This is a genomic window from Bradyrhizobium sp. CCBAU 11357 (assembly GCF_028128865.1).
Lineage (GTDB): Bacteria > Pseudomonadota > Alphaproteobacteria > Rhizobiales > Xanthobacteraceae > Bradyrhizobium.
The window spans coordinates 97,193-117,928 of the sequence record NZ_LBJW01000097.1 but is presented as its reverse complement, the minus strand read 5'-3'; the positions used below and the strand labels follow the sequence as shown (position 1 = coordinate 117,928).

Here is a 20,736-nt window from a genome sequence, read left to right as displayed (position 1 = left end):
GGCCCTGTTTTCGGTGAAGCTGCTGCTGTCGATCGCCGTGCTGGTCTACATCGCGCGTGGTCTCGACCTGCGCCAGTTGCGCGATCATCTCGTCTCGGTCGATCCGGTCCTGTTCGTCGTCGCGCTTGCGCTGATCTTCTTTCAGACCTTCCTGCTCAACGGCCGGTGGGAGCTCATCATGCGCGCGCTCGGCGTGTCGCTGGATTGGCTCGCGGGCTGGCGGATCCTCATGATCAGCCTCTGGTTCAATCAGGTGTTGCCGTCGTCGGTCGGCGGGGATGCGGTGCGGATGTGGCTGCTGCGCCAACGCGACGTGCAGTGGCCCGAGGCGGTCAAGGGCGTTGCAGCTGACCGCTTCACGGCGTTGATCGGGCTGATCGTGCTGATGGTGGCCGGATTGCCGTTTCTGCTGTCACGCGTGTCGAATCAGGCCGCGATTCTGGCCATCGGCGGACTGACGGTGGCGGGCGTCGCCGGCACGGTGGTCCTGTTGACGCTCGACCGTCTGCCGAAACGTTTCATCGCGCTGCCCGCGATCGCGAGCTTCGTGCGGTTCGGAACGCTGGTCAGGTTCTTGCTCCTGCAGTCCGATCATCGCGCGCTGCTGTTCGGATCGGCGCTCCTCATCCACCTCGTCACCGCCGCGGCCTGTTACGCCCTGGCGCGCGGTGTCGGAGCGCAGCTCTCTGTCCTCGACGCCGGCATCCTGATTCCGCCGGTGGTGCTGCTCACGGCCGTCCCCATCTCGATCAGCGGCTGGGGCGTTCGCGAGGGAGCGATGGTCGCCTGCCTTGGTCTGGCGGGTGTGCCGTCCGAGGAGGCGCTGTCGATATCGCTCCTGCTGGGCGCCATCAGCGTGATCATCGGGCTGGCCGGTGGCGCAATCTGGTTGGCAAGTCGGGAGCGCGGCTCGTATGCGGCCGACAAGGCGGCCAAGGCGGCAGAGGACGCGCCCAGTTACGGGCTGGGCAATGAGGCCTCGAGCCACCCATGACCCGCTTCAGCCCGTTGCCGATCTGGTCTTCACAGGGTGGGATGATCTCACTCGCGCGCGTATCTCATTTTTCGGTTGCACGATGAAAAACCTGTTCTACGTCCGCAATACCTGCCGCCTCTGTCATTCGGACAAGCAAGAGCTGGTCGTCCCGATGGCAGGCATGCCCATCGGCACGCCGAACTTCCAGGTGCCGAATGCCAGCGTCGACGATCCCGTCTTCCGGGCTGCGGTGCCGATGTCGCTGCATCTGTGCCGGGATTGCGGCCACCTCCAGATTCTCCATGTCGGCAATCCGGAGATCCAGTACCGAAACTACGTCTATACCACCTCGCTCTCGCTCGGCCTGCGCGAGCATTTCGCAGGCTATGCCAACGACGTCGTCAGCCGTTTCGGCATCGCGCCGGGTTCGCTGGTGGTCGAGCTCGGCAGCAATGACGGATCGCTGCTCGGATTCTTCAAGGAGCGCGGCATGCGGGTGCTGGGCGTCGATCCCGCCGTCGACATCGCGCGGCGCGCCACGGAGGCGGGCATCGAGACCATCGGCGATTTCTTCACCGATGCCATCGGTCGCCGCATCCTGCAGAGCCATGGCGCGGCGAGCGTCGTGATCGCCAACAACATGATCGCCAATGTCGACAATCTGGATCCGCTGGTGATCGGGGTTCGTGACGTGCTCGCGCCGGACGGATTGTTCGTCTTCGAAACGCAATACGGCGTCGACGTCACCGAGAAGAACCTGCTCGATACCGTCTATCACGAGCATCTGTCCTATTTTAACATCAAGCCGCTGATCCGTTTCTTCGCCCGGCTGGGCATGGAGCTGATCGACGTCCAGCACATCTGGACCAAGGGCGGCTCGATCCGCGTCACCGTGCAGCGCGCCGGCGGCGCCAAGAAGCCGTCGGCCGAGGTCGCGCGTTTCGTTGCGGAGGAAGAACGGCTCGGTGTCGATCAGCCGGCCTATTATGCGCCGTATGTGAAGAGGATCGCCGCCATCCGCGACGAACTGGTCGCGATGGCCGACGCCGCCCATGCGCGCGGTCAGCTGGTCGCCGGCTATGGCGTCTCGGTGGGAACCACGACGCTGCTGCCGCAGTTCGGCCTGGAGAACAAGATCGACTTCCTGGTGGACGACGATCCCAACAAGGGGAAGGTAATGGCCGGACCCGGCTACGACATCCCGATCCTGCCGCCTGCCGCCCTTTACGAGCGGAAGCCGGCGTTCGTGGTGGTCTTCGCCTGGCGCTATGTCGACCCGATCCGGGCCAAGCACGCCCGCTATTTCGCCGATGGCGGGAAATTCGTGGTGCCGCTGCCGGGGATTTCCATGGTCGACCGGACCGACTGACGGGCCGGGCGTCGGATAGCCTCCTGGGGGAGCCTTGCGGGCGGACGACAAGTCCTTGATCCACATGGCTTCTGCATGGCCGTCCGGGGGAGGCGGCCTGCCCGGGCGAACTCTCTTACCTTGACCTTTGGCCTCATCCGCAGTAGATACCCCGCACTCGCAGCCGGCCCGTTAGACGCGGATCTCCGGCGCGGCCTTGAAATCCCCGAACAATCGAGCCCGATTTCCGGCTCATCCTTCGAGACAGAGGGCTGGGCCAACGGCGGCTGTTCGGATCCCTGAAATCCTTATTGGCGTCTCAAACGATGGCAGTCAGCCCGTTCAAGTTCTTGCAGGAAGTGCGCTCGGAGACCGCCAAGGTCACCTGGCCGACCCGCCGTGAGACCACGATCACCACCATCATGGTGTTCGTGATGGTCGCCGTGGCCTCGATCTTCTTCTTCGCCGCCGACCAGATCATCCGTGTTCTCATCACCTACCTTCTGGGCATTCACTGATGGCAACAGCAACCGCTCAAGTGTCCGACAAGCGCTGGTACATCGTCCACGCCTATTCGAACTTCGAGAAGAAGGTCGCCGAATCGATCCGCGAGCAGGCCAAGCAGCGCGGGCTCGAGGAGCTGTTCGAACTGGTACTGGTTCCGACCGAGAAGGTCACGGAAGTGCGCCGCGGCCGCAAGATCGACGCCGAGCGCAAGTTCTTCCCCGGCTACGTGCTGGTGAAGATGAAGCTGACCGACGAGGCGTTCCATCTGATCAAGAACACGCCGAAGGTCACGGGCTTCCTCGGCGCCGAGAACAAGCCGATGCCGATCTCGGAAGCCGAGGCCATGCGCATCCTGCACCAGGTGCAGGAGGGCGTGGAGCGGCCGAAGGCGTCGGTGTCGTTCGAGATCGGCGAGAACGTGCGCGTGGCCGACGGCCCGTTCGCCTCGTTCTCGGGTGTGGTCGAGGAAATCGACGAGGCGCGTTCGCGTGTGAAGGTCGCGGTGTCGATCTTCGGCCGCGCCACGCCGGTCGAACTGGAATTCGGTCAGGTCGAGAAGGTCTGATCGGGTAACGCGCGAGGCTTCGGTCTCGCGCAACAAGAGGCCGTGGGAGGACGAGGGCGGTTGCCAGCCGCCCGTTGATCCCGACCACGAACCTGAAACCGCCGGCGACATGCCGGCACAACAGGAGTGATACATGGCAAAGAAAGTGACCGGATACCTGAAGCTTCAGGTCCCGGCCGGTGCGGCGAATCCTTCGCCCCCGATCGGTCCCGCGCTCGGTCAGCGCGGTCTCAACATCATGGAGTTCTGCAAGGCGTTCAACGCCCAGACCCAGAAGGAAGAGAAGAACACCCCGATCCCGGTGATCATCACCATCTATGCGGACCGTTCCTTCACCTTCGAGATGAAGACGCCGCCGATGTCCTACTTCCTCAAGCAGGCTGCCAAGATCCAGTCCGGCTCGAAGGCGCCGGGCCGTGACAAGGCCGGCAAGGTGACCAAGGCGCAGGTGCGCGAGATCGCCGAGAAGAAGATGAAGGACTTGAATTGCGACACCATCGAATCGGCCATGAAGATGGTCGAGGGCTCCGCCCGTTCGATGGGTCTGGAAGTTGCGGGGTAAGCGGCCATGGCAATCGGAAAGCGTTTGAACAAAGCCCGCGAAGGCATTGACCGCGAAAAGCTTTACCCGCTCGCGGACGCCATCAAGATGGTCAAGGAGCGCGCGAAAGCGAAGTTCGACGAGACCATCGAGGTCGCCATCAATCTCGGCGTCGATCCGCGTCATGCCGACCAGATGGTCCGCGGTGTCGTGACCCTGCCGAACGGCACCGGTCGTACGCTCCGCGTCGGCGTGTTCGCCCGTGGCGCCAAGGCCGATGAGGCCAAGGCCGCAGGTGCCGACGTCGTCGGCGCCGAAGACCTGGTCGAGAAGGTGCAGAACGGCACGATCGATTTCGACCGCTGCATCGCCACTCCCGACATGATGCCGCTGGTCGGCCGCCTCGGTAAGGTGCTGGGCCCGCGCGGCCTGATGCCGAACCCGAAGATCGGCACCGTGACCATGGACGTCACCGGTGCGGTGAAGGGCGCCAAGGGCGGCTCGGTCGAGTTCCGCGTCGAGAAGGCCGGCATCCTGCAGGCCGGCGTCGGCAAGGCCTCGTTCTCCGAGGAGAAGCTGGTCGAGAACATCAAGGCTCTGGCCGATGCTGTCTCGAAGGCGAAGCCGGCCGGTTCCAAGGGCACCTACATCCAGCGCGTTGCGGTGTCCTCGACGATGGGCCCCGGCGTGAAGGTCGAGCCGGGCACCATTCTCGGCTGAGGTTTGGAAATTGCATGAGGCGAGGGGCGGAATCGGGTGACCGATTCCGCCCCTCGTCGTTTGTGGCGCCGCTGACCGGAAACAACAACAATGACTGACAAGGTCCTGATCTACTCGCGCTTTCCCAAGTCGATGATGGCGCGCTTCGCCGAGCGGTTCGAGCTGCTCGACACCGGCGGCAAGCCGGCGCGCGAGGTGTTTCCGGCCGAGGAGCTCAACGGCATCCGCGCGCTGCTCACCGCGGGCGGCACGCCGTTCGGTGCGGAGGCGATGGATCTGTTTCCGAAGCTCGGCGCCATCGTCTGCTACGGCACCGGCTATGACGGCGTCGACCTGAAGGCAGCGGCCAGCCGCAACATCGCGGTCGGCCACAGCCCGGGCGCCAATGCGGCTTCCGTCGCCGACATCGCGATGACCCTGATGCTGGCGACGACGCGGCGGATTTTGGTGGCCGACCAATATGTTCGCAGCGGCGATTGGGCGGCCTCGAAACAATCGCCGATGATGCGGCCCCAGGCCGGCATGCCCGGGCGCCGCATCGGCGTCTACGGCATGGGTGAGATCGGCCGCAAGATCGCGGCGCGTTGCGCCGCCTTCGAGAGCGAGGTCGGCTATTTCAGCCGCACCAAATACGATCTGCCTTATCAATATTTCCCATCGCTGGAGGCGCTGGCCGACTGGTGCAGCGTGCTGATGATCGCGGTGCGGGCAGGGGCCGAGACCCAGCATGTCGTCAACGCCGATATCCTCAAGCGCCTCGGCGCGGACGGCTATGTCGTCAACATCTCCCGCGGCTCAGTCATCGACGAGAAGGCCCTGGTCGCGGCGCTCACCGACAAGACCATCGCGGGGGCAGGCCTCGACGTCTTCGAGAAGGAACCGCACGCCCCCGACGCGCTGACGGCACTTCCCAACGTCGTGCTCGCCCCGCATATCGGCGGCCACACCCTGGATTCGCACGTCGCCATGCAGAACTGCGTCTTGACCAACCTGACGGCGTTCTTCGAGGGCAAGCCGCTGCCTTATAGGGTCAAATCGGCCTGAACCGGTCCTTGTTGGGCCATCTCAAACCCAACCGGCAATCGATTGGAACTGGTGTGAATTTTGCTCTTGGCAAGCAGGCTCCGAGCGGTTAAAGAACCGCCTCCGGACGTGCCGGCCTCGGCAGGCGCGTTCGTGCACGCATTCCGAAAACCCGACACGACAGGAGATCATTCCTTTTCAGGACGTCCGCAAGGATTTGCCCGAAAAGGAAGGAAACCCCGTCGGTTGGCAGGGATGCGGGCAGAGGTCGGGCGGTTCGCCGGCTGACCTTGTCCTGTCCAAGACTGCAGGCGCCCGCGGGAAATTTCGATTTCTCAACGGCTTAATCGTATGCCTGCATAGACGGGTGAAGACCGGATTTCACTTCGCATCCAGCTTTAAGGGCTGACTTTGCGAAACGGGTCTGGTTCGGACCTCGACACGCCGTGGGCCCATAGGGCTCCCGGAGGGCAGGCTTTGAATTGTCGTCTTGCCCGGCGTGTCCGATGGGTTTTTGACCCGGAGGTTCAGGTTTGGGCGGGACGATGGGTGCAACCCGGCGGTCCCGCTTCTCGCGATGACCGCCAACCGGAGAGAGCTTGCTGTGGAACGAGCGGCAAAAAAAGAAGCGGTCGAACAGCTCAATGAGGTCTTCAAGACCACGAGCGTCGCGGTCGTTGCTCAATATTCCGGCCTCACCGTCGCCCAGATGCAGAAGCTGCGCCAGCAGATGAAGCAGGCGGGCGCTGCGGTGAAGGTCTCGAAGAACCGTCTCGCCAAAATTGCTCTTGAAGGCACTGACGTCGTTGCCATCGGCCCCATGCTGAAGGGGCCGACCGTGATCGCGACTTCCAACGATCCGGTAGCGGCGCCGAAGGTCGCCATTGAATTCGCCAAGGCGAACGAAAAGTTCGTCATCGTCGGCGGATCGATGGGCAAGACCGTCCTGAATGTCGACGGCGTGAAGGCGCTTGCCTCGCTGCCGTCGCTTGACGAACTGCGCGGCAAGATCGTCGGCCTCATCGTGGCCCCGGCGACCAAGCTGGCCCAGCTCGCCAACGCGCCCGCGGGCAAGCTCGCGCGCGTCATCCAGGCTCATGCCTCAAAGGGCGAAGCGGCCTGACGCCCTTCGCAAAACTCAAACCCGAACCAGACTTACACTCAAGGAAACTGAACAATGGCTGACCTGCAGAAGATCGTTGACGACCTCTCGAGCCTGACCGTGCTCGAAGCTGCCGAACTCGCGAAACTCCTCGAAGAGAAGTGGGGCGTTTCGGCTGCCGCGGCTGTCGCCGTGGCCGGCCCGGCGGCTGGCGGCGGCGGCGCTGCCGCTCCGGCGGAAGAGAAGACCGAGTTCACGGTCGTTCTCGCCAGCGCCGGCGACAAGAAGATCGAGGTCATCAAGGAAGTCCGCGCCATCACCGGTCTCGGCCTGAAGGAAGCAAAGGACCTCGTCGAGGGTGCTCCGAAGCCGCTGAAGGAAGGCGTGAACAAGGACGAAGCCGACAAGATCAAGGCCCAGCTCGAGAAGGCTGGCGCCAAGGTCGAGCTCAAGTAAGCACTGCTTACTGGCGGGGGTCCCGGGCGGGCAACGGCTCTGCCCGGGATCATGGTCCGCCTCGAGAGGGTGGACCGGATGCAAAAGGCGTGCGACGGAACGATCCGACGCAGGCCGAACACGAAAAAGTGTGGGGATTTGAGGGTTTGACCCTCGAATCTGCACTATTGTCGCCCCATATCGGGTCGGCAGCACGAAAGCGCGGTGGGCAGGGATGCCGGATTTCCCTGTAAGCCGTTGGGAGAGCAGGCTATTTCGGGCTTTTGCAGTCCGTGAAGATGATCGTTGTGACGGGCGGGCGCGCATCTGCGCCCCGCGCGTCGTTTTGCGTTTTGAAGGTCTGAAGAACAGATTCAGGACATCGGCGCCTGAAACTGCGTCTCCGGCCCCCCAAGACGGGTTCGAAAATTCAACCCGGAAAGCGGTGGCAGCCGCGTTCCGGATGGTGCGCCCAGGGCGGGCGACGAAAATGAGAGGCCACGATGGCACAGCAGACATTCACCGGTCGCAAACGCGTTCGCAAGTTCTTCGGACACATCAAGGAAGTCGCCGAGATGCCGAACCTCATCGAGGTTCAGAAGGCGTCCTATGACCAGTTCCTGATGGTGGACGAACCCCAGGGCGGACGTCTCGACGAGGGTCTGCAGGCGGTGTTCCGCTCGGTGTTTCCGATCTCCGACTTCTCGGGCACCTCGATGCTGGAATTCGTCCGCTACGAGTTCGAGCAGCCGAAATACGACGTCGACGAGTGCCGCCAGCGCGGCATGACCTTCGCGGCGCCCCTCAAGGTGACGCTGCGCCTCATCGTGTTCGATATCGACGAGGAAACCGGCGCGAAGTCGGTGAAGGACATCAAGGAGCAGGACGTCTACATGGGCGACATCCCGCTCATGACGATGAACGGCACCTTCATCGTCAACGGCACCGAGCGCGTCATCGTCTCGCAGATGCACCGTTCGCCCGGCGTGTTCTTCGACCACGACAAGGGCAAGACCCATTCCTCGGGCAAGCTGCTGTTCGCCGCCCGCGTCATCCCGTATCGCGGCTCCTGGCTCGACATCGAGTTCGACGCCAAGGACATCGTCTATGCGCGTATCGACCGTCGCCGCAAGATTCCGGTAACGTCGCTGATGTTCGCCCTCGGCCTCGACGGCGAGGCGATCCTGTCCACGTTCTACAAGAGGATTCTCTACAAGCGGACCAAGGAAGGCTGGCGCGTTCCGTTCGACGCCAACCGCTTCCGCGGCTACTCCACGGTCAACGACCTGATCGATGCCGACACCGGCAAGGTCGTGCTCGAGGCCGGCAAGAAGCTCACCGTCCGCGCCGCCCGCCAGCTCCAGGAAAAGGGGCTGAAGGCGCTGCGCATGGCCGACGAGGAGCTGGTCGGCAATTACGTCGCCGAGGATCTCGTCAACCCCAAGACCGGCGAGATCCACGCCGAGGCCGGTGAGGAGATCACCGACAAGCTGATGAAGGCGCTCAACGAGCAGGGCTACAAGGAGCTGCCGCTGCTCGACATCGACCACGTCAATGTCGGCCCCTACATCCGCAACACGCTCTCGGCCGACAAGAACATGACGCGCGAGGACGCGCTGTTCGACATCTACCGCGTGATGCGTCCGGGCGAGCCGCCGACGCTGGAATCGGCGCAGGCCATGTTCCAGTCGCTGTTCTTCGACGCCGAGCGCTACGATCTCTCCGCGGTCGGCCGCGTCAAGATGAACATGCGCCTCGACCTCGATGCGCCCGATACCCAGCGCACGCTGCGCAAGGAGGACATCCTCTCCGTCATCAAGACGCTGGTGGATCTGCGCGACGGCAAGGGCGAGATCGACGACATCGACCATCTCGGCAACCGCCGTGTGCGTTCGGTCGGCGAGCTCATGGAGAACCAGTACCGCATCGGCCTGTTGCGCATGGAGCGCGCGATCAAGGAGCGCATGTCCTCGGTCGACATCGACACGGTCATGCCGCAGGACCTGATCAACGCCAAGCCGGCGGCCGCCGCGGTGCGTGAGTTCTTCGGCTCCTCGCAGCTCTCGCAGTTCATGGACCAGACCAACCCGCTCAGCGAGATCACCCACAAGCGCCGCCTCTCGGCGCTCGGACCGGGCGGTCTGACCCGCGAGCGCGCCGGCTTCGAGGTGCGCGACGTGCATCCGACGCATTACGGCCGCATCTGCCCGATCGAGACGCCGGAAGGTCCGAACATCGGCCTGATCAACTCGCTCGCGACCTTCGCGCGCGTGAACAAGTACGGCTTCGTCGAGACGCCGTATCGCAAGGTCAAGGATGGTCGTGTCACCGACGAGGTCGTGTACCTGTCGGCGATGGAGGAAGGGCGCTATTCCGTGGCCCAGGCCAACGTGCCGGTCGACGCCAAGGGCCGCTTCACCGAAGACCTCGTGGTCTGCCGTTCGAGCGGCACCCGCGACGTCGTGCCGATGACGCCCGACAAGGTCGACTACATGGACGTCTCGCCGAAGCAGCTCGTTTCGGTCGCCGCGGCGCTGATCCCGTTCCTCGAGAACGACGACGCCAACCGCGCGCTGATGGGCTCGAACATGCAGCGCCAGGCGGTGCCGCTGGTTCGCGCCGAGGCGCCGTTCGTCGGCACCGGCATGGAGGGCGTGGTTGCCCGCGACTCGGGCGCTGCGATCGCGGCGCGCCGTTCGGGCGTGATCGACCAGATCGACGCGACCCGCGTCGTCATCCGCGCCACGGAAGATCTCGATCCGACCAAGTCGGGCGTCGATATCTACCGCCTCATGAAGTACCAGCGCTCCAACCAGTCGACCTGCATCAACCAGCGTCCGCTGGTGAAGGTCGGCGACATCGTCAAGAAGGGCGACATCATCGCCGACGGTCCCTCGACCGATCTCGGCGAGCTCGCTCTGGGACGCAACGTGCTGGTCGCGTTCATGCCGTGGAACGGCTACAACTTCGAAGACTCGATCCTGCTCTCCGAGCGGATCGTGAAGGAAGACGTCTTCACCTCGATCCACATCGAGGAGTTCGAGGTGATGGCCCGCGACACCAAGCTCGGACCTGAGGAAATCACCCGCGACATTCCGAACGTCTCGGAAGAAGCGCTGAAGAACCTCGACGAAGCCGGTATCGTCTACATCGGCGCGGAAGTGCGCGCCGGCGACATCCTGGTCGGCAAGATCACGCCGAAGGGCGAGAGCCCGATGACGCCGGAAGAGAAGCTGCTGCGCGCCATCTTCGGCGAGAAGGCCTCCGACGTCCGCGACACCTCGCTGCGCGTTCCCCCGGGCGTGCAGGGCACGATCGTCGAAGTGCGCGTGTTCAACCGCCACGGCGTCGACAAGGACGAGCGTGCGCTGGCGATCGAGCGGGAAGAGATCGAGCGCCTCGCCAAGGACCGCGACGACGAGCAGGCGATCCTGGACCGCAACGTCTACAACCGTCTTGCCGAGCTGCTCGAGGGGCGGCAGGGCATTGCCGGCCCGAAGGGCTTCAAGAAGGACACCAAGATCACCCGTGCGGTGCTCGAGGAGTACCCGAAGTCGCAATGGTGGCTGTTCGCTTCGCCGAATGACAAGCTGATGGCCGAGATCGAGGCCATGCGGAAGCAGTACGACGAGTCGAAGAAGGGGCTGGAGCAGCGCTTCCTCGACAAGGTCGAGAAGCTTCAGCGCGGTGACGAACTGCCGCCCGGCGTGATGAAGATGGTCAAGGTCTTCGTCGCGGTGAAGCGCAAGATCCAGCCCGGCGACAAGATGGCCGGCCGCCACGGCAACAAGGGCGTGGTGTCGAAGATCGTGCCGATCGAGGACATGCCGTTCCTCGAAGACGGCACGCATGCCGACATCGTGCTCAATCCGCTCGGCGTGCCTTCGCGCATGAACGTCGGACAGATCCTCGAGACCCATCTCGGCTGGGCCTGCGCCGGCCTCGGCAAGCGTATCGGCCAGACCGTCGATGCGTACCTGTCGAAGCAGGACATCAAGCCGCTGAAGGAAACCTTGAAGAAGGTCTACGGCGAGGACGAGACCATCAAGTCGCTCAACGACAACGAGCTGCTCGAACTCGGCCATAACCTCAGCCGCGGCGTGCCGATCGCGACCCCGGTGTTCGACGGCGCCAAGGAAGCCGACATCGAAGAGATGCTGAAGCTGGCCGGTCTCGACGCTTCGGGTCAGTCGACCGTCTATGACGGCCGCACCGGCGATCCGTTCGATCGCAAGGTGACGGTGGGCTACATCTACATGCTCAAGCTGCACCATCTGGTCGACGACAAGATCCATGCGCGTTCGATCGGTCCTTACTCGCTCGTCACCCAGCAGCCGCTGGGCGGCAAGGCGCAGTTCGGCGGCCAGCGCTTCGGCGAAATGGAGGTGTGGGCGCTCGAGGCCTACGGCGCGGCGTACACGCTCCAGGAGATGCTGACGGTGAAGTCGGACGACGTCGCCGGCCGTACCAAGGTGTACGAGGCGATCGTGCGCGGCGACGACACGTTCGAGGCCGGTATTCCGGAATCGTTCAACGTGCTGGTCAAGGAAATGCGCTCGCTCGGCCTCAACGTCGACCTGCACAATTCCAAGATGGGACCGGCGCCGACGTCGGAAGCGGCCGAGTAATTCGACCTGTCATGCCCGGCCTGCGCGGCCGGGCATCGGCGCCCCGCCCGAGGCCTTGAGGGCAGGGCGCCGTGCAGAAGTGATTTTCGAATTTGCGGCCGGAGGCGACCGGCACGCGAGGAGAAGACGATGAACCAAGAAATTATGAATCTCTTCAACCCGACGACGCCGGCTCAGGTCTTCGACCAGATCCGGATCTCGATCGCGTCTCCAGAGAAGATTCTGTCCTGGTCCTACGGCGAGATCAAGAAGCCGGAGACCATCAACTATCGCACCTTCAAGCCCGAGCGCGACGGCCTGTTCTGCGCCCGCATCTTCGGGCCGATCAAGGACTACGAGTGCTTGTGCGGCAAGTACAAGCGCATGAAGTACAAGGGCATCATCTGCGAGAAGTGCTCGGTCGAGGTCACGCTGTCGCGCGTCCGGCGCGAGCGCATGGGCCATATCGAGCTCGCAGCGCCCGTCGCCCACATCTGGTTCCTGAAGTCGCTGCCCTCGCGCATCGGCCTCCTGCTCGACATGACGCTGAAGGATCTCGAGCGGATCCTCTACTTCGAATATTACGTCGTGCTCGAGCCGGGCCTCACCGCGCTGAAGGACCGTCAGCTGCTGTCGGAAGACGAGTATCTGAAGGCTCAGGACGAGTACGGCCAGGACAGCTTCACCGCCATGATCGGCGCCGAGGCGATCCGCGAGCTGCTCAAGGGCATGGACCTCGAGAAGCTCGAGGCCTCGCTGCGTGCCGAGATGCAGGAGACCGACTCCGACATCAAGCACAAGAAGCTCGCCAAGCGCCTGAAGATCGTGGAGGCATTCCGCCATTCCGGCAACAAGCCGGAATGGATGATCATGACCGTAATCCCGGTGATTCCGCCGGACCTGCGTCCGCTGGTGCCGCTGGACGGCGGCCGCTTCGCGACCTCTGATCTCAACGACCTCTATCGCCGCGTCATCAACCGCAACAACCGCTTGAAGCGGCTGATGGAGCTGCGCGCGCCCGACATCATCATCCGCAACGAGAAGCGCATGCTTCAGGAAGCGGTCGATGCGCTGTTCGACAACGGCCGCCGCGGCCGCGTCATCACCGGCGCCAACAAGCGTCCGCTGAAGTCGCTCGCCGACATGCTCAAGGGCAAGCAGGGCCGCTTCCGCCAGAACCTGCTCGGCAAGCGCGTCGACTATTCGGGCCGTTCGGTGATCGTGGTCGGTCCCGAGCTGCGCCTGCATCAGTGCGGCCTGCCGAAGAAGATGGCGCTCGAGCTGTTCAAGCCGTTCATCTATTCGCGGCTCGACGCCAAGGGCCTGTCCACCACCGTGAAGCAGGCCAAGAAGCTGGTCGAGAAGGAACGGCCCGAGGTCTGGGACATCCTGGACGAGGTGATTCGCGAGCATCCGGTGCTGCTCAACCGCGCACCGACGCTGCACCGCCTCGGCATTCAGGCGTTCGAGCCCGTGCTGATCGAGGGCAAGGCGATCCAGCTTCACCCGCTGGTCTGCTCCGCGTTCAACGCCGACTTCGACGGCGACCAGATGGCCGTCCACGTTCCGCTGTCGCTCGAAGCGCAACTGGAAGCGCGCGTCCTGATGATGTCGACCAACAACATCCTGCATCCGGCGAACGGCCAGCCGATCATCGTGCCGTCGCAGGACATCGTGCTCGGCCTGTACTACGTCTCGATCATGCGCGAAGGCCTGCCCGGCGAGGGCAAGGTGTTCGGCGACATGGCCGAGCTCGAGCACGCGCTGCACGCGAAGGTCATCCACCTCCACACCAAGATCAAGTACCGGTGGGAGGGCATGGACGAGACCGGCAAGGTCTCCAAGCGCTGGATCGAGACCACAGCCGGCCGCGTCATGCTCGGCAATCTGCTGCCGAAGAACCCGCGCATCTCCTACGAGATCATCAACAAGCTGATGACCAAGCGCGAGATCTCCGGCGTCATCGACCAGGTCTACCGCCACTGCGGCCAGAAGGAGACGGTGATCTTCTGCGACCGCATCATGGCGCTCGGCTTCTACAACGCGTTCAAGGCCGGCATCTCGTTCGGCAAGGACGACATGGTCGTGCCGCACGGCAAGTGGAAGATCGTCGACACCACCCGTACGCTGGCGAAGGATTTCGAGCAGCAGTACAACGACGGTCTGATCACCCATGGCGAGAAGTACAACAAGGTCGTCGACGCCTGGTCGAAGGCCACCGAAGAAATCGCCAAGGCGATGATGAAGGAGATCTCCGCCACCAAGAAGACGGCGAGCGGAGCCGACGCCGACATCAACTCGATCTACATGATGGCTCACTCCGGTGCCCGCGGTTCGCCGGCCCAGATGCGCCAGCTCGCGGGCATGCGCGGCCTGATGGCCAAGCCGTCGGGCGAGATCATCGAGACGCCGATCATCTCGAACTTCAAGGAAGGCCTCTCGGTGCTCGAGTACTTCAACTCGACCCACGGCGCCCGCAAGGGCCTCGCGGACACCGCGTTGAAGACCGCGAACTCCGGCTACCTGACCCGTCGTCTCGTCGACGTGGCGCAGGACTGCATCATCACGCAGAGCGACTGCGGCACCAAGCTCGGCATCAAGATGCGGGCCATCGTCGATGCCGGCACCGTGGTCGCCTCGCTCGGTTCGCGCATCCTCGGACGCACGGCCTGCGAAGACGTGCGTGACAGCTCCGGCCAGGTGATCGTCAAGCGCGACACGCTGATGGAAGAGAGCCACGTGGATGCCATCCATCAGGCAGGCATCCAGGAGGTGAAGATCCGCTCGGCACTGACCTGCGAGCTCGTCAACGGCATCTGCGGCAAGTGCTACGGCCGCGACCTCGCCCGCGGCACGCCGGTCAACCACGGCGAAGCGGTCGGCGTCATCGCGGCGCAGTCGATCGGCGAGCCGGGCACCCAGCTCACCATGCGCACCTTCCACATCGGCGGTGCGGCGCAGCTCAACGAGCAGTCCTTCGTCGAAGCCAACTTCGACGGCAAGGTCGTGATCAGGAACAAGGCCATCGCCCGCAACAGCGAAGGTCACCTGATCGCGATGGTGCGCAACATGGTTGTCGCGATCGTCGATGCCGACGGCACCGAGCGTGCGACGCACCGTATCCAGTACGGTTCGCGCCTGCACGTCGACGAGGGCGACATGGTCAAGCGCGGCCAGCGCATCGTCGAGTGGGATCCCTACACCCGTCCGCTGCTCACCGAGGTCGAAGGTACCATCGGCTTCGAGGATCTGGTCGAGGGGCAGTCGATCTCGGAAACGCTCGACGAGGCCACCGGTATCGCCAAGCGCGTGGTCATCGACTGGCGCTCGACGCGCGGTGGCTCGGACCTGCGTCCGGCCATCGTGATCAAGGGCAAGGACGGCAAGGTGCTCAAGCTCGCCCGTGGCGGCGACGCCCGCTACATGCTGTCGGTCGACGCCATTCTCTCGGTCGACATCGGAGCCAAGGTCCAGCCGGGCGACATCCTCGCCCGTGTCTCGACCGAAAGCGCCAAGACGCGTGACATCACCGGCGGTCTGCCGCGAGTGGCGGAACTGTTCGAGGCTCGGCGCCCGAAGGATGCGGCGATCATCGCCGAAATCGCGGGCACCATCCGGTTCGGGCGCGACTACAAGAACAAGCGTCGCATCTCAATCGAGCCGATGGACAAGACCGACGAGCCGCGCGAGTACCTGATCCCGAAGGGCAAGCACATCCACCTTCAGGACGGCGACGTCGTCGAAAAGGGCGACTTCATCGTGGAAGGCAACCCGGCGCCGCACGACATCCTTGCGGTCAAGGGCATCGAGGAGCTCGCGGCCTATCTGGTCAACGAGATCCAGGAGGTCTACCGGCTGCAGGGCGTGCTCATCAACGACAAGCACATCGAGGTGATTGTCCGTCAGATGCTCCAGAAGGTGGAAGTCACCGACCAGGGCGACACGGACATGATCTCCGGCGAGCAGGTCGACAAGATCGAGTTCGACGCGCTGAACGAGAAGGCCAAGGAAGAGGGCAAGAAGCCCGCCACGGGAACGCCGGTTCTGCTCGGCATCACCAAGGCGAGCCTCCAGACCCGCTCCTTCTTCTCGGCGGCATCGTTCCAGGAGACCACCCGCGTCCTCACCGAGGCGGCGGTCAACGGCAAGATCGATCCGCTCGAAGGCCTCAAGGAGAACGTCATCGTCGGCCGGCTGATCCCGGCGGGCACCGGCGCCTCCATGGCCAAGATCCGCGAAGTCGCCATGAAGCGCGACAAGCTGATCCTGGACGAGCGCGAGAAGCAGGCCGCCGTCGTGTCGCCGGCGCCGGAAGCCGAGCTTCCTGCGCTGCCGCCTGCGGAATGATCGTTCATCCGTAGGAATACCGAGGACAATGAAAAGGCCGGCTTTTGCCGGCCTTTTTGCTGCTTTCTTTGCTTGCTGCGATGCAGGATCGCCCTTTGTTCATCTTTCCTTCAGCCGCAAAAGCGCTTCTGCTAAGGCGACTTAGACCGGTGGTCCCGTCAAGGGGGCAGGGCCGGAAGACCACGGAACTCTCATGCTTGATCTCGCAATCGTAGGCGGCGGCCCCGGCGGGCTGATGAGCGCCTGGTACCTGAAGCGCAAGCTCGGCGACCTCTGCCGCGTCACCATCTACGAGGCCTCCGACCGGCTCGGCGGCAAGATCGTCACGCGCAAGTTCGATTCGGCGCCCGCGATGTATGAGGCCGGCGTTGCCGAGATCTACGACTACTCGATGACGGGCCCGGACCCACTGCGCGAGTTGATCCAGCATTTCGGCCTGCAGACCATTCCGATGGACGCCGAGCAGGTCCAGTTCGGCGGTGAGCTGCTCAACGACGTTCCGGGCATGCGCCGCAAATACGGCGCCAAGACTGCGGCCGCGATCGAAGCCTTCCGCAAGCGCTGCGCCGAGGTGATGTCGCCGGTGGAATATTACGAGGGCGTCGGCGCGCACGACAACGAGCATCCCTGGGCCTACAAGACGGCCGAGCAGGTGCTCGACGAGGAGGTGGAGGACGCCACCGCAAAGCGCTTCTTCAAGGTGATGGCGCGCTCCGACATCGCGACCGAGAGCCACAACACCAACGGCCTCAACGCGCTCAAGAACTATCTGATGGACGTCGACGGCTATATCGGCCTCTATTCCATCCAAAACGGCAACGAGCAGCTGATTGAGTGCCTGCAGTCGGAGGTCAATGCCGACATCCAGCTCAATCACCGCGTGCTCACCGTCGGCAAGGCGCCGACCGGCCGCTACCAGCTCAAGATGATGAACGGCAAGGGTCCGGAGACGCGCGACTTCGATCTCGTGCTGGTCTGCCTGCCGCATTCCTGGCTCGCCACCATGGGGTGGGAAGGCGAGCAGCTGCGCAAGTCGATGGTCAAGCACGTCTCATACTTCGACCGGCCCGCGCATTATTTGCGCGTCTCGATCCTGTTCGACGAGCCGTTCTGGGGCGACAGGATTCCGGGCGCATGGTTCATGTCGGAAGCCTTCGGCGGCTGCTGCGTCTACAACGAGGGCGCACGTCACGACGTCGGCAAGCATGGTGTTCTGAACTGGCTTATTCCCGGCTCCGACGCGCTGGCTTTTGCCAATCTGTCGGACCAGGAGCTGATCGATGCCGCCCTGAAGTCGCTGTCGGCCTCTCTCGGCGACGCGCGTCTGCACTTCATCGAAGGCAAGATCCACCGCTGGCTGTCCTCGGTGAACGCGCTGCCTGGTGGCTTGCCCGTGCGCGACGTCATGACCAATCACCGGCCCGAGCCGAAGGACCACCCCGGCATCGTGGTGGTCGGCGACTATCTGTTCGATTCGACGCTGAACGGCCTGCTCGATTCCTCGGACGCGGCGACCGACATCATCCTGACCGAGATGATGCGCCTGCGCCGCGAACGCGCGCAGAGCGAGAAGCCGCTCTCTGACAAGATCGATCGCGATTATTTTGAGAATTATCGCGGCCTCGGCCCCTATCACCAGGCGTGGCGGCACTTCACCGATCCCGACTACCTGACCAAGCTGATCGGCATCGTCTGGGGCAAGGCGGCGGGCGCCAAGCTGCTCATCGCGGGCTCCGCCAGCGGCGAACTGGTCGGCGCGCTGCGCGATCGCGGCATCGATGCATGGGGAATCGAGAACAACCGCGCCATCCATGCCAAGACGCCGAAGGCGCTGAAGAAGTACAACAAGCTCGGCTCGATCACCGACATGCCGTTCAAGGACGGCACGTTCGACTTCGTGTTCGAGACCAGCCTCTGCCACGTTTCCCCGAAGCAGGTGGTCCGCGCCATCCGCGAGTTCAACCGCGTGGTCAAGACCGGCCTCGTGTTCGGCTCCATCACCTCGGACATGGCGCCGGCATTGATCGACCGCTACGACCTCCTGCGCGGGGTCAAGAAGCTCGGCACCTGGTGGGAATGGTCCGAACTGTTCTTCGGCAACGGCTTCGACCTGTCGATGCACCGCAAGGATTGCACCGATGCGCTGTGGGAGGCGACACTCGCCGCCAACAAGGGGCCGGGGCAGTGGTACGCCGACGCGGACAGCTTGCGCTATTCCTTCTTCGACAAGGTCGAGGACGAGGACTAGTCCTGGGGAACGGAAACGAATTCGCCAATTGTTTTGCCGAATTCATCCTGATCGCATAGAATCGGTGCGATAGCGGTTGCCGCTATTTCCTGCGTTCTCTGCGGTCATGCCGGCCGTCAGCATCGGTTGGTTTCATGGCGTCCAAACCCCTCCCGCCCGACAAACAGAAGCTCGCCGCGGAAGAAGCGGCCGAGCTCGACGACAAGCTCGCCGATGCTGCCAAGCCGGACCTCGAAGACGACGAGGACGGCGAAGACGAGGCGGATGACGAGCTTGAGCTCGAGGACGACGACGAAGAAGACGAGGACCTCGTCGTCTTTACCGCGCGCGAAGCTGCCGGCGCCCTCGCGACCATCGTCGGGTTCGTCAAGCCCTATCTCTCCAATTACAAGCGGATGCTGTCATTCGTGGCATTCGGCGTCGTGGTCGAGACGCTGTTCAACGTCATCATGCCACTCAGCCTCAAGTTCCTGATCGACGATGCGCTCGGCGAGGAGGATTTTCAGGCGCTCTACAAGATCCTTGGCGTGCTCGCCGTCGCCGGCATCTTCACCTCGATCGTTGCGGTCTGGTACGAACGCTGGGACGCGCGCCTTGCCGCTTGCATCATCTCCGATGTCCGCAAGCGCCTGTTCGAGCACGTCCAGGACCTGCCGGCGGCCTATTTCGGCCGCACCAGGCGCGGCGAGATCCTGTCGCGCTTCTCGGTCGATCTCTCGGCCTTCGAAGGGGCGGTCAAGACGTTCGCCAACAGTGCCGCGCTGCCGTTCCTGGAACTGATCGCCGGCATTATCCTGATGGTCTTCCTCAACTGGCAACTCGCCGTCGTCGCCCTGCTGGTGTTCCCGATCACGCTGATCGGCCCCCGGATCCTGACGCCGAAGGCGGTGCAGGCCAATTACGAGCAGAAGCTCAACGAATCGGCGCTGCTCGGCCTCGTGCAGGAGAACGTGGCGGCCCAGGCGGTGATCAAGGCGTTCAGCCTGCAACGCAAGATGTTCGGTTTCTTCACCTTGCGCAACGACGAGACCCGCAACAGGATTGCCTCGGCCACATTCCTCTCGACCATGGTGGAGCGGACGGTCACCATCTCGGTGCTCCTCCTGCACCTCGTGGTGCTCGCGATCGGGGCCTATCTGGCGACCAAGGGCCAGATCACCATCGGCACCTTCGTCACCTTCGAGAGCGCGTTCTGGGAGGTCTCCTACAACATCGCCCATGTGATGCATTTCATCCCGGTGTCGATCTCCTCGGCCGCCGCGATCCGTCACATCCAGGAACTGCTCGACGAGCCGACCCGCGGGGCCGATCGTCCCGGCGCGCCGGATCTGCCGCGCATCACCAACGACATCACTTTCGATCACGTCACCTTCCAGTACGAGGGCAGCCAGACGCCGGTGCTGGACAATCTCAGCCTCAAGCTCAATGCCGGCAAGCGCATCGCGATCGTCGGTCCGAGCGGCTCCGGCAAGAGCACGCTGCTCAATCTGATCCTGCGGCTCTACGTGCCCGACGAAGGCCGCGTCGCCATCGACGGCGTCGACGTCCGCAAGGTGACGCTGGACTCGCTGCGCCGGAGCATGGCGGTGGTGTTCCAGGAGAACATGCTGTTCAACATGTCGATCCGCGAAAACATCCGGCTCGGCAAAGAGGGCGCAACCGACGAGGAGGTGGAGGAGGCCGCCAAGAAGGCCGAGATCCACCGCTACATCATGAGCCTCCCGCAGCGCTACGACACGCCGGTCGGCGAGCGTGGCGACACGCTGTCGGGCGGCCAGCGCCAGCGCATCGCGATCGCGCGCGCGATCATCCGTAACCCCTCCGTGCTGCTGCTGGACGAAGCCACCTCGGCGCTGGACCAGACCACCGAGGCCGCGATCAACCGCACGCTGCTCAAGGTCGCCAAGGGCCGCACCATGATCTGGTCGACCCACCGCCTGACCTCGGTGGTCGAAATGGACGAGATCATCGTGATTTCAGGGGGCAGGGCGATCGAGCGCGGCTCCCACGCCGAGCTGCTCGCCAAGAACGGCACCTATCGCAAGCTGTGGAACGATCAGATCCACCAGCCCCATGGCACCGCAGCTCACACCGCCGACGACCGCGACGATGACGACGAGGACGACGGCGAGGAGGACTGACCGGGCCGTAGCGAGCCCGCGATTCCGGTCCGTGGCGCGCGGGCCGAACCTGGCGGCGAGTTCTTCGATTCGAAAAACGCGGTCAGATGGCTCTCATGCAGGCGGGCCGGGCCTTCGAAAAGCTCCTTCAGCCGTCACCGCCGTTGTCGGTCGGACCGGACCACCGGATGCCGATC

13 protein-coding genes are annotated in these 20,736 nt (G+C 63.8%); all 13 read left to right on the top strand.

Translation table 11 applies throughout. From position 1 onward, the window contains the following. Window positions 1–13 precede the first annotated feature (13 nt). On the top strand, window positions 14–994 hold the full coding sequence (locus XI05_RS15990) for a lysylphosphatidylglycerol synthase transmembrane domain-containing protein (RefSeq protein WP_271503181.1): 981 nt from the start codon (window positions 14–16) through the stop codon (window positions 992–994). Window positions 995–1,076: 82 nt separating this feature from the next. Continuing rightward, a complete protein-coding gene (locus tag XI05_RS15985; protein WP_271503177.1) occupies window positions 1,077–2,345 on the top strand; it encodes a class I SAM-dependent methyltransferase in 1,269 nt (422 codons plus the stop codon). 305 nt (window positions 2,346–2,650) lie between these two features. After that, a complete protein-coding gene (secE, locus tag XI05_RS15980; protein ID WP_026202711.1) occupies window positions 2,651–2,842 on the top strand; it encodes a preprotein translocase subunit SecE in 192 nt (63 codons plus the stop codon). Further along, on the top strand, window positions 2,842–3,396 hold the full coding sequence (gene nusG / locus XI05_RS15975; RefSeq protein WP_018647229.1) for a transcription termination/antitermination protein NusG: 555 nt from the start codon (window positions 2,842–2,844) through the stop codon (window positions 3,394–3,396). The genes secE and nusG overlap by 1 nt, the downstream gene beginning before the upstream one ends. Window positions 3,397–3,529: 133 nt before the next feature. Then, window positions 3,530–3,958, top strand: coding sequence for a 50S ribosomal protein L11 (rplK, locus tag XI05_RS15970; RefSeq protein WP_011088164.1), 429 nt, complete (start codon window positions 3,530–3,532; stop codon window positions 3,956–3,958). Window positions 3,959–3,964: 6 nt separating this feature from the next. Beyond that, window positions 3,965–4,657 carry a 50S ribosomal protein L1 gene (gene rplA, locus XI05_RS15965; RefSeq protein ID WP_025037003.1) on the top strand — a complete coding sequence of 231 codons (693 nt, stop codon included), beginning with the start codon at window positions 3,965–3,967 and terminating at the stop codon, window positions 4,655–4,657. Window positions 4,658–4,747: 90 nt separating this feature from the next. Next, window positions 4,748–5,701 (top strand): 2-hydroxyacid dehydrogenase, encoded by a 954-nt coding sequence (locus XI05_RS15960; protein ID WP_271503174.1) that lies wholly within the window; start codon window positions 4,748–4,750, stop codon window positions 5,699–5,701. 583 nt (window positions 5,702–6,284) lie between these two features. Continuing rightward, window positions 6,285–6,803: a 50S ribosomal protein L10 gene (rplJ, locus tag XI05_RS15955; protein ID WP_025037001.1), complete on the top strand. Its 519-nt coding sequence runs from the start codon at window positions 6,285–6,287 to the stop codon at window positions 6,801–6,803. A 54-nt stretch (window positions 6,804–6,857) separates the two neighbouring features. After that, window positions 6,858–7,238, top strand: a complete 381-nt coding sequence (rplL, locus tag XI05_RS15950; RefSeq protein WP_036027614.1) for a 50S ribosomal protein L7/L12 — start codon at window positions 6,858–6,860, stop codon at window positions 7,236–7,238. Between the two features lie 482 nt (window positions 7,239–7,720). Continuing rightward, window positions 7,721–11,845, top strand: a complete 4,125-nt coding sequence (rpoB, locus tag XI05_RS15945; protein WP_271503171.1) for a DNA-directed RNA polymerase subunit beta — start codon at window positions 7,721–7,723, stop codon at window positions 11,843–11,845. Window positions 11,846–11,974: 129 nt separating this feature from the next. Continuing rightward, window positions 11,975–16,171, top strand: a complete 4,197-nt coding sequence (rpoC, locus tag XI05_RS15940; RefSeq protein ID WP_271503168.1) for a DNA-directed RNA polymerase subunit beta' — start codon at window positions 11,975–11,977, stop codon at window positions 16,169–16,171. A 193-nt stretch (window positions 16,172–16,364) separates the two neighbouring features. After that, complete coding sequence (locus tag XI05_RS15935) at window positions 16,365–18,419, top strand: FAD-dependent oxidoreductase (RefSeq protein ID WP_271503166.1); 2,055 nt, start codon at window positions 16,365–16,367, stop codon at window positions 18,417–18,419. Between the two features lie 134 nt (window positions 18,420–18,553). Next, a complete protein-coding gene (locus XI05_RS15930) occupies window positions 18,554–20,560 on the top strand; it encodes an ABC transporter ATP-binding protein (protein ID WP_271503163.1) in 2,007 nt (668 codons plus the stop codon). The last annotated feature ends 176 nt before the right edge of the window (window positions 20,561–20,736 follow it).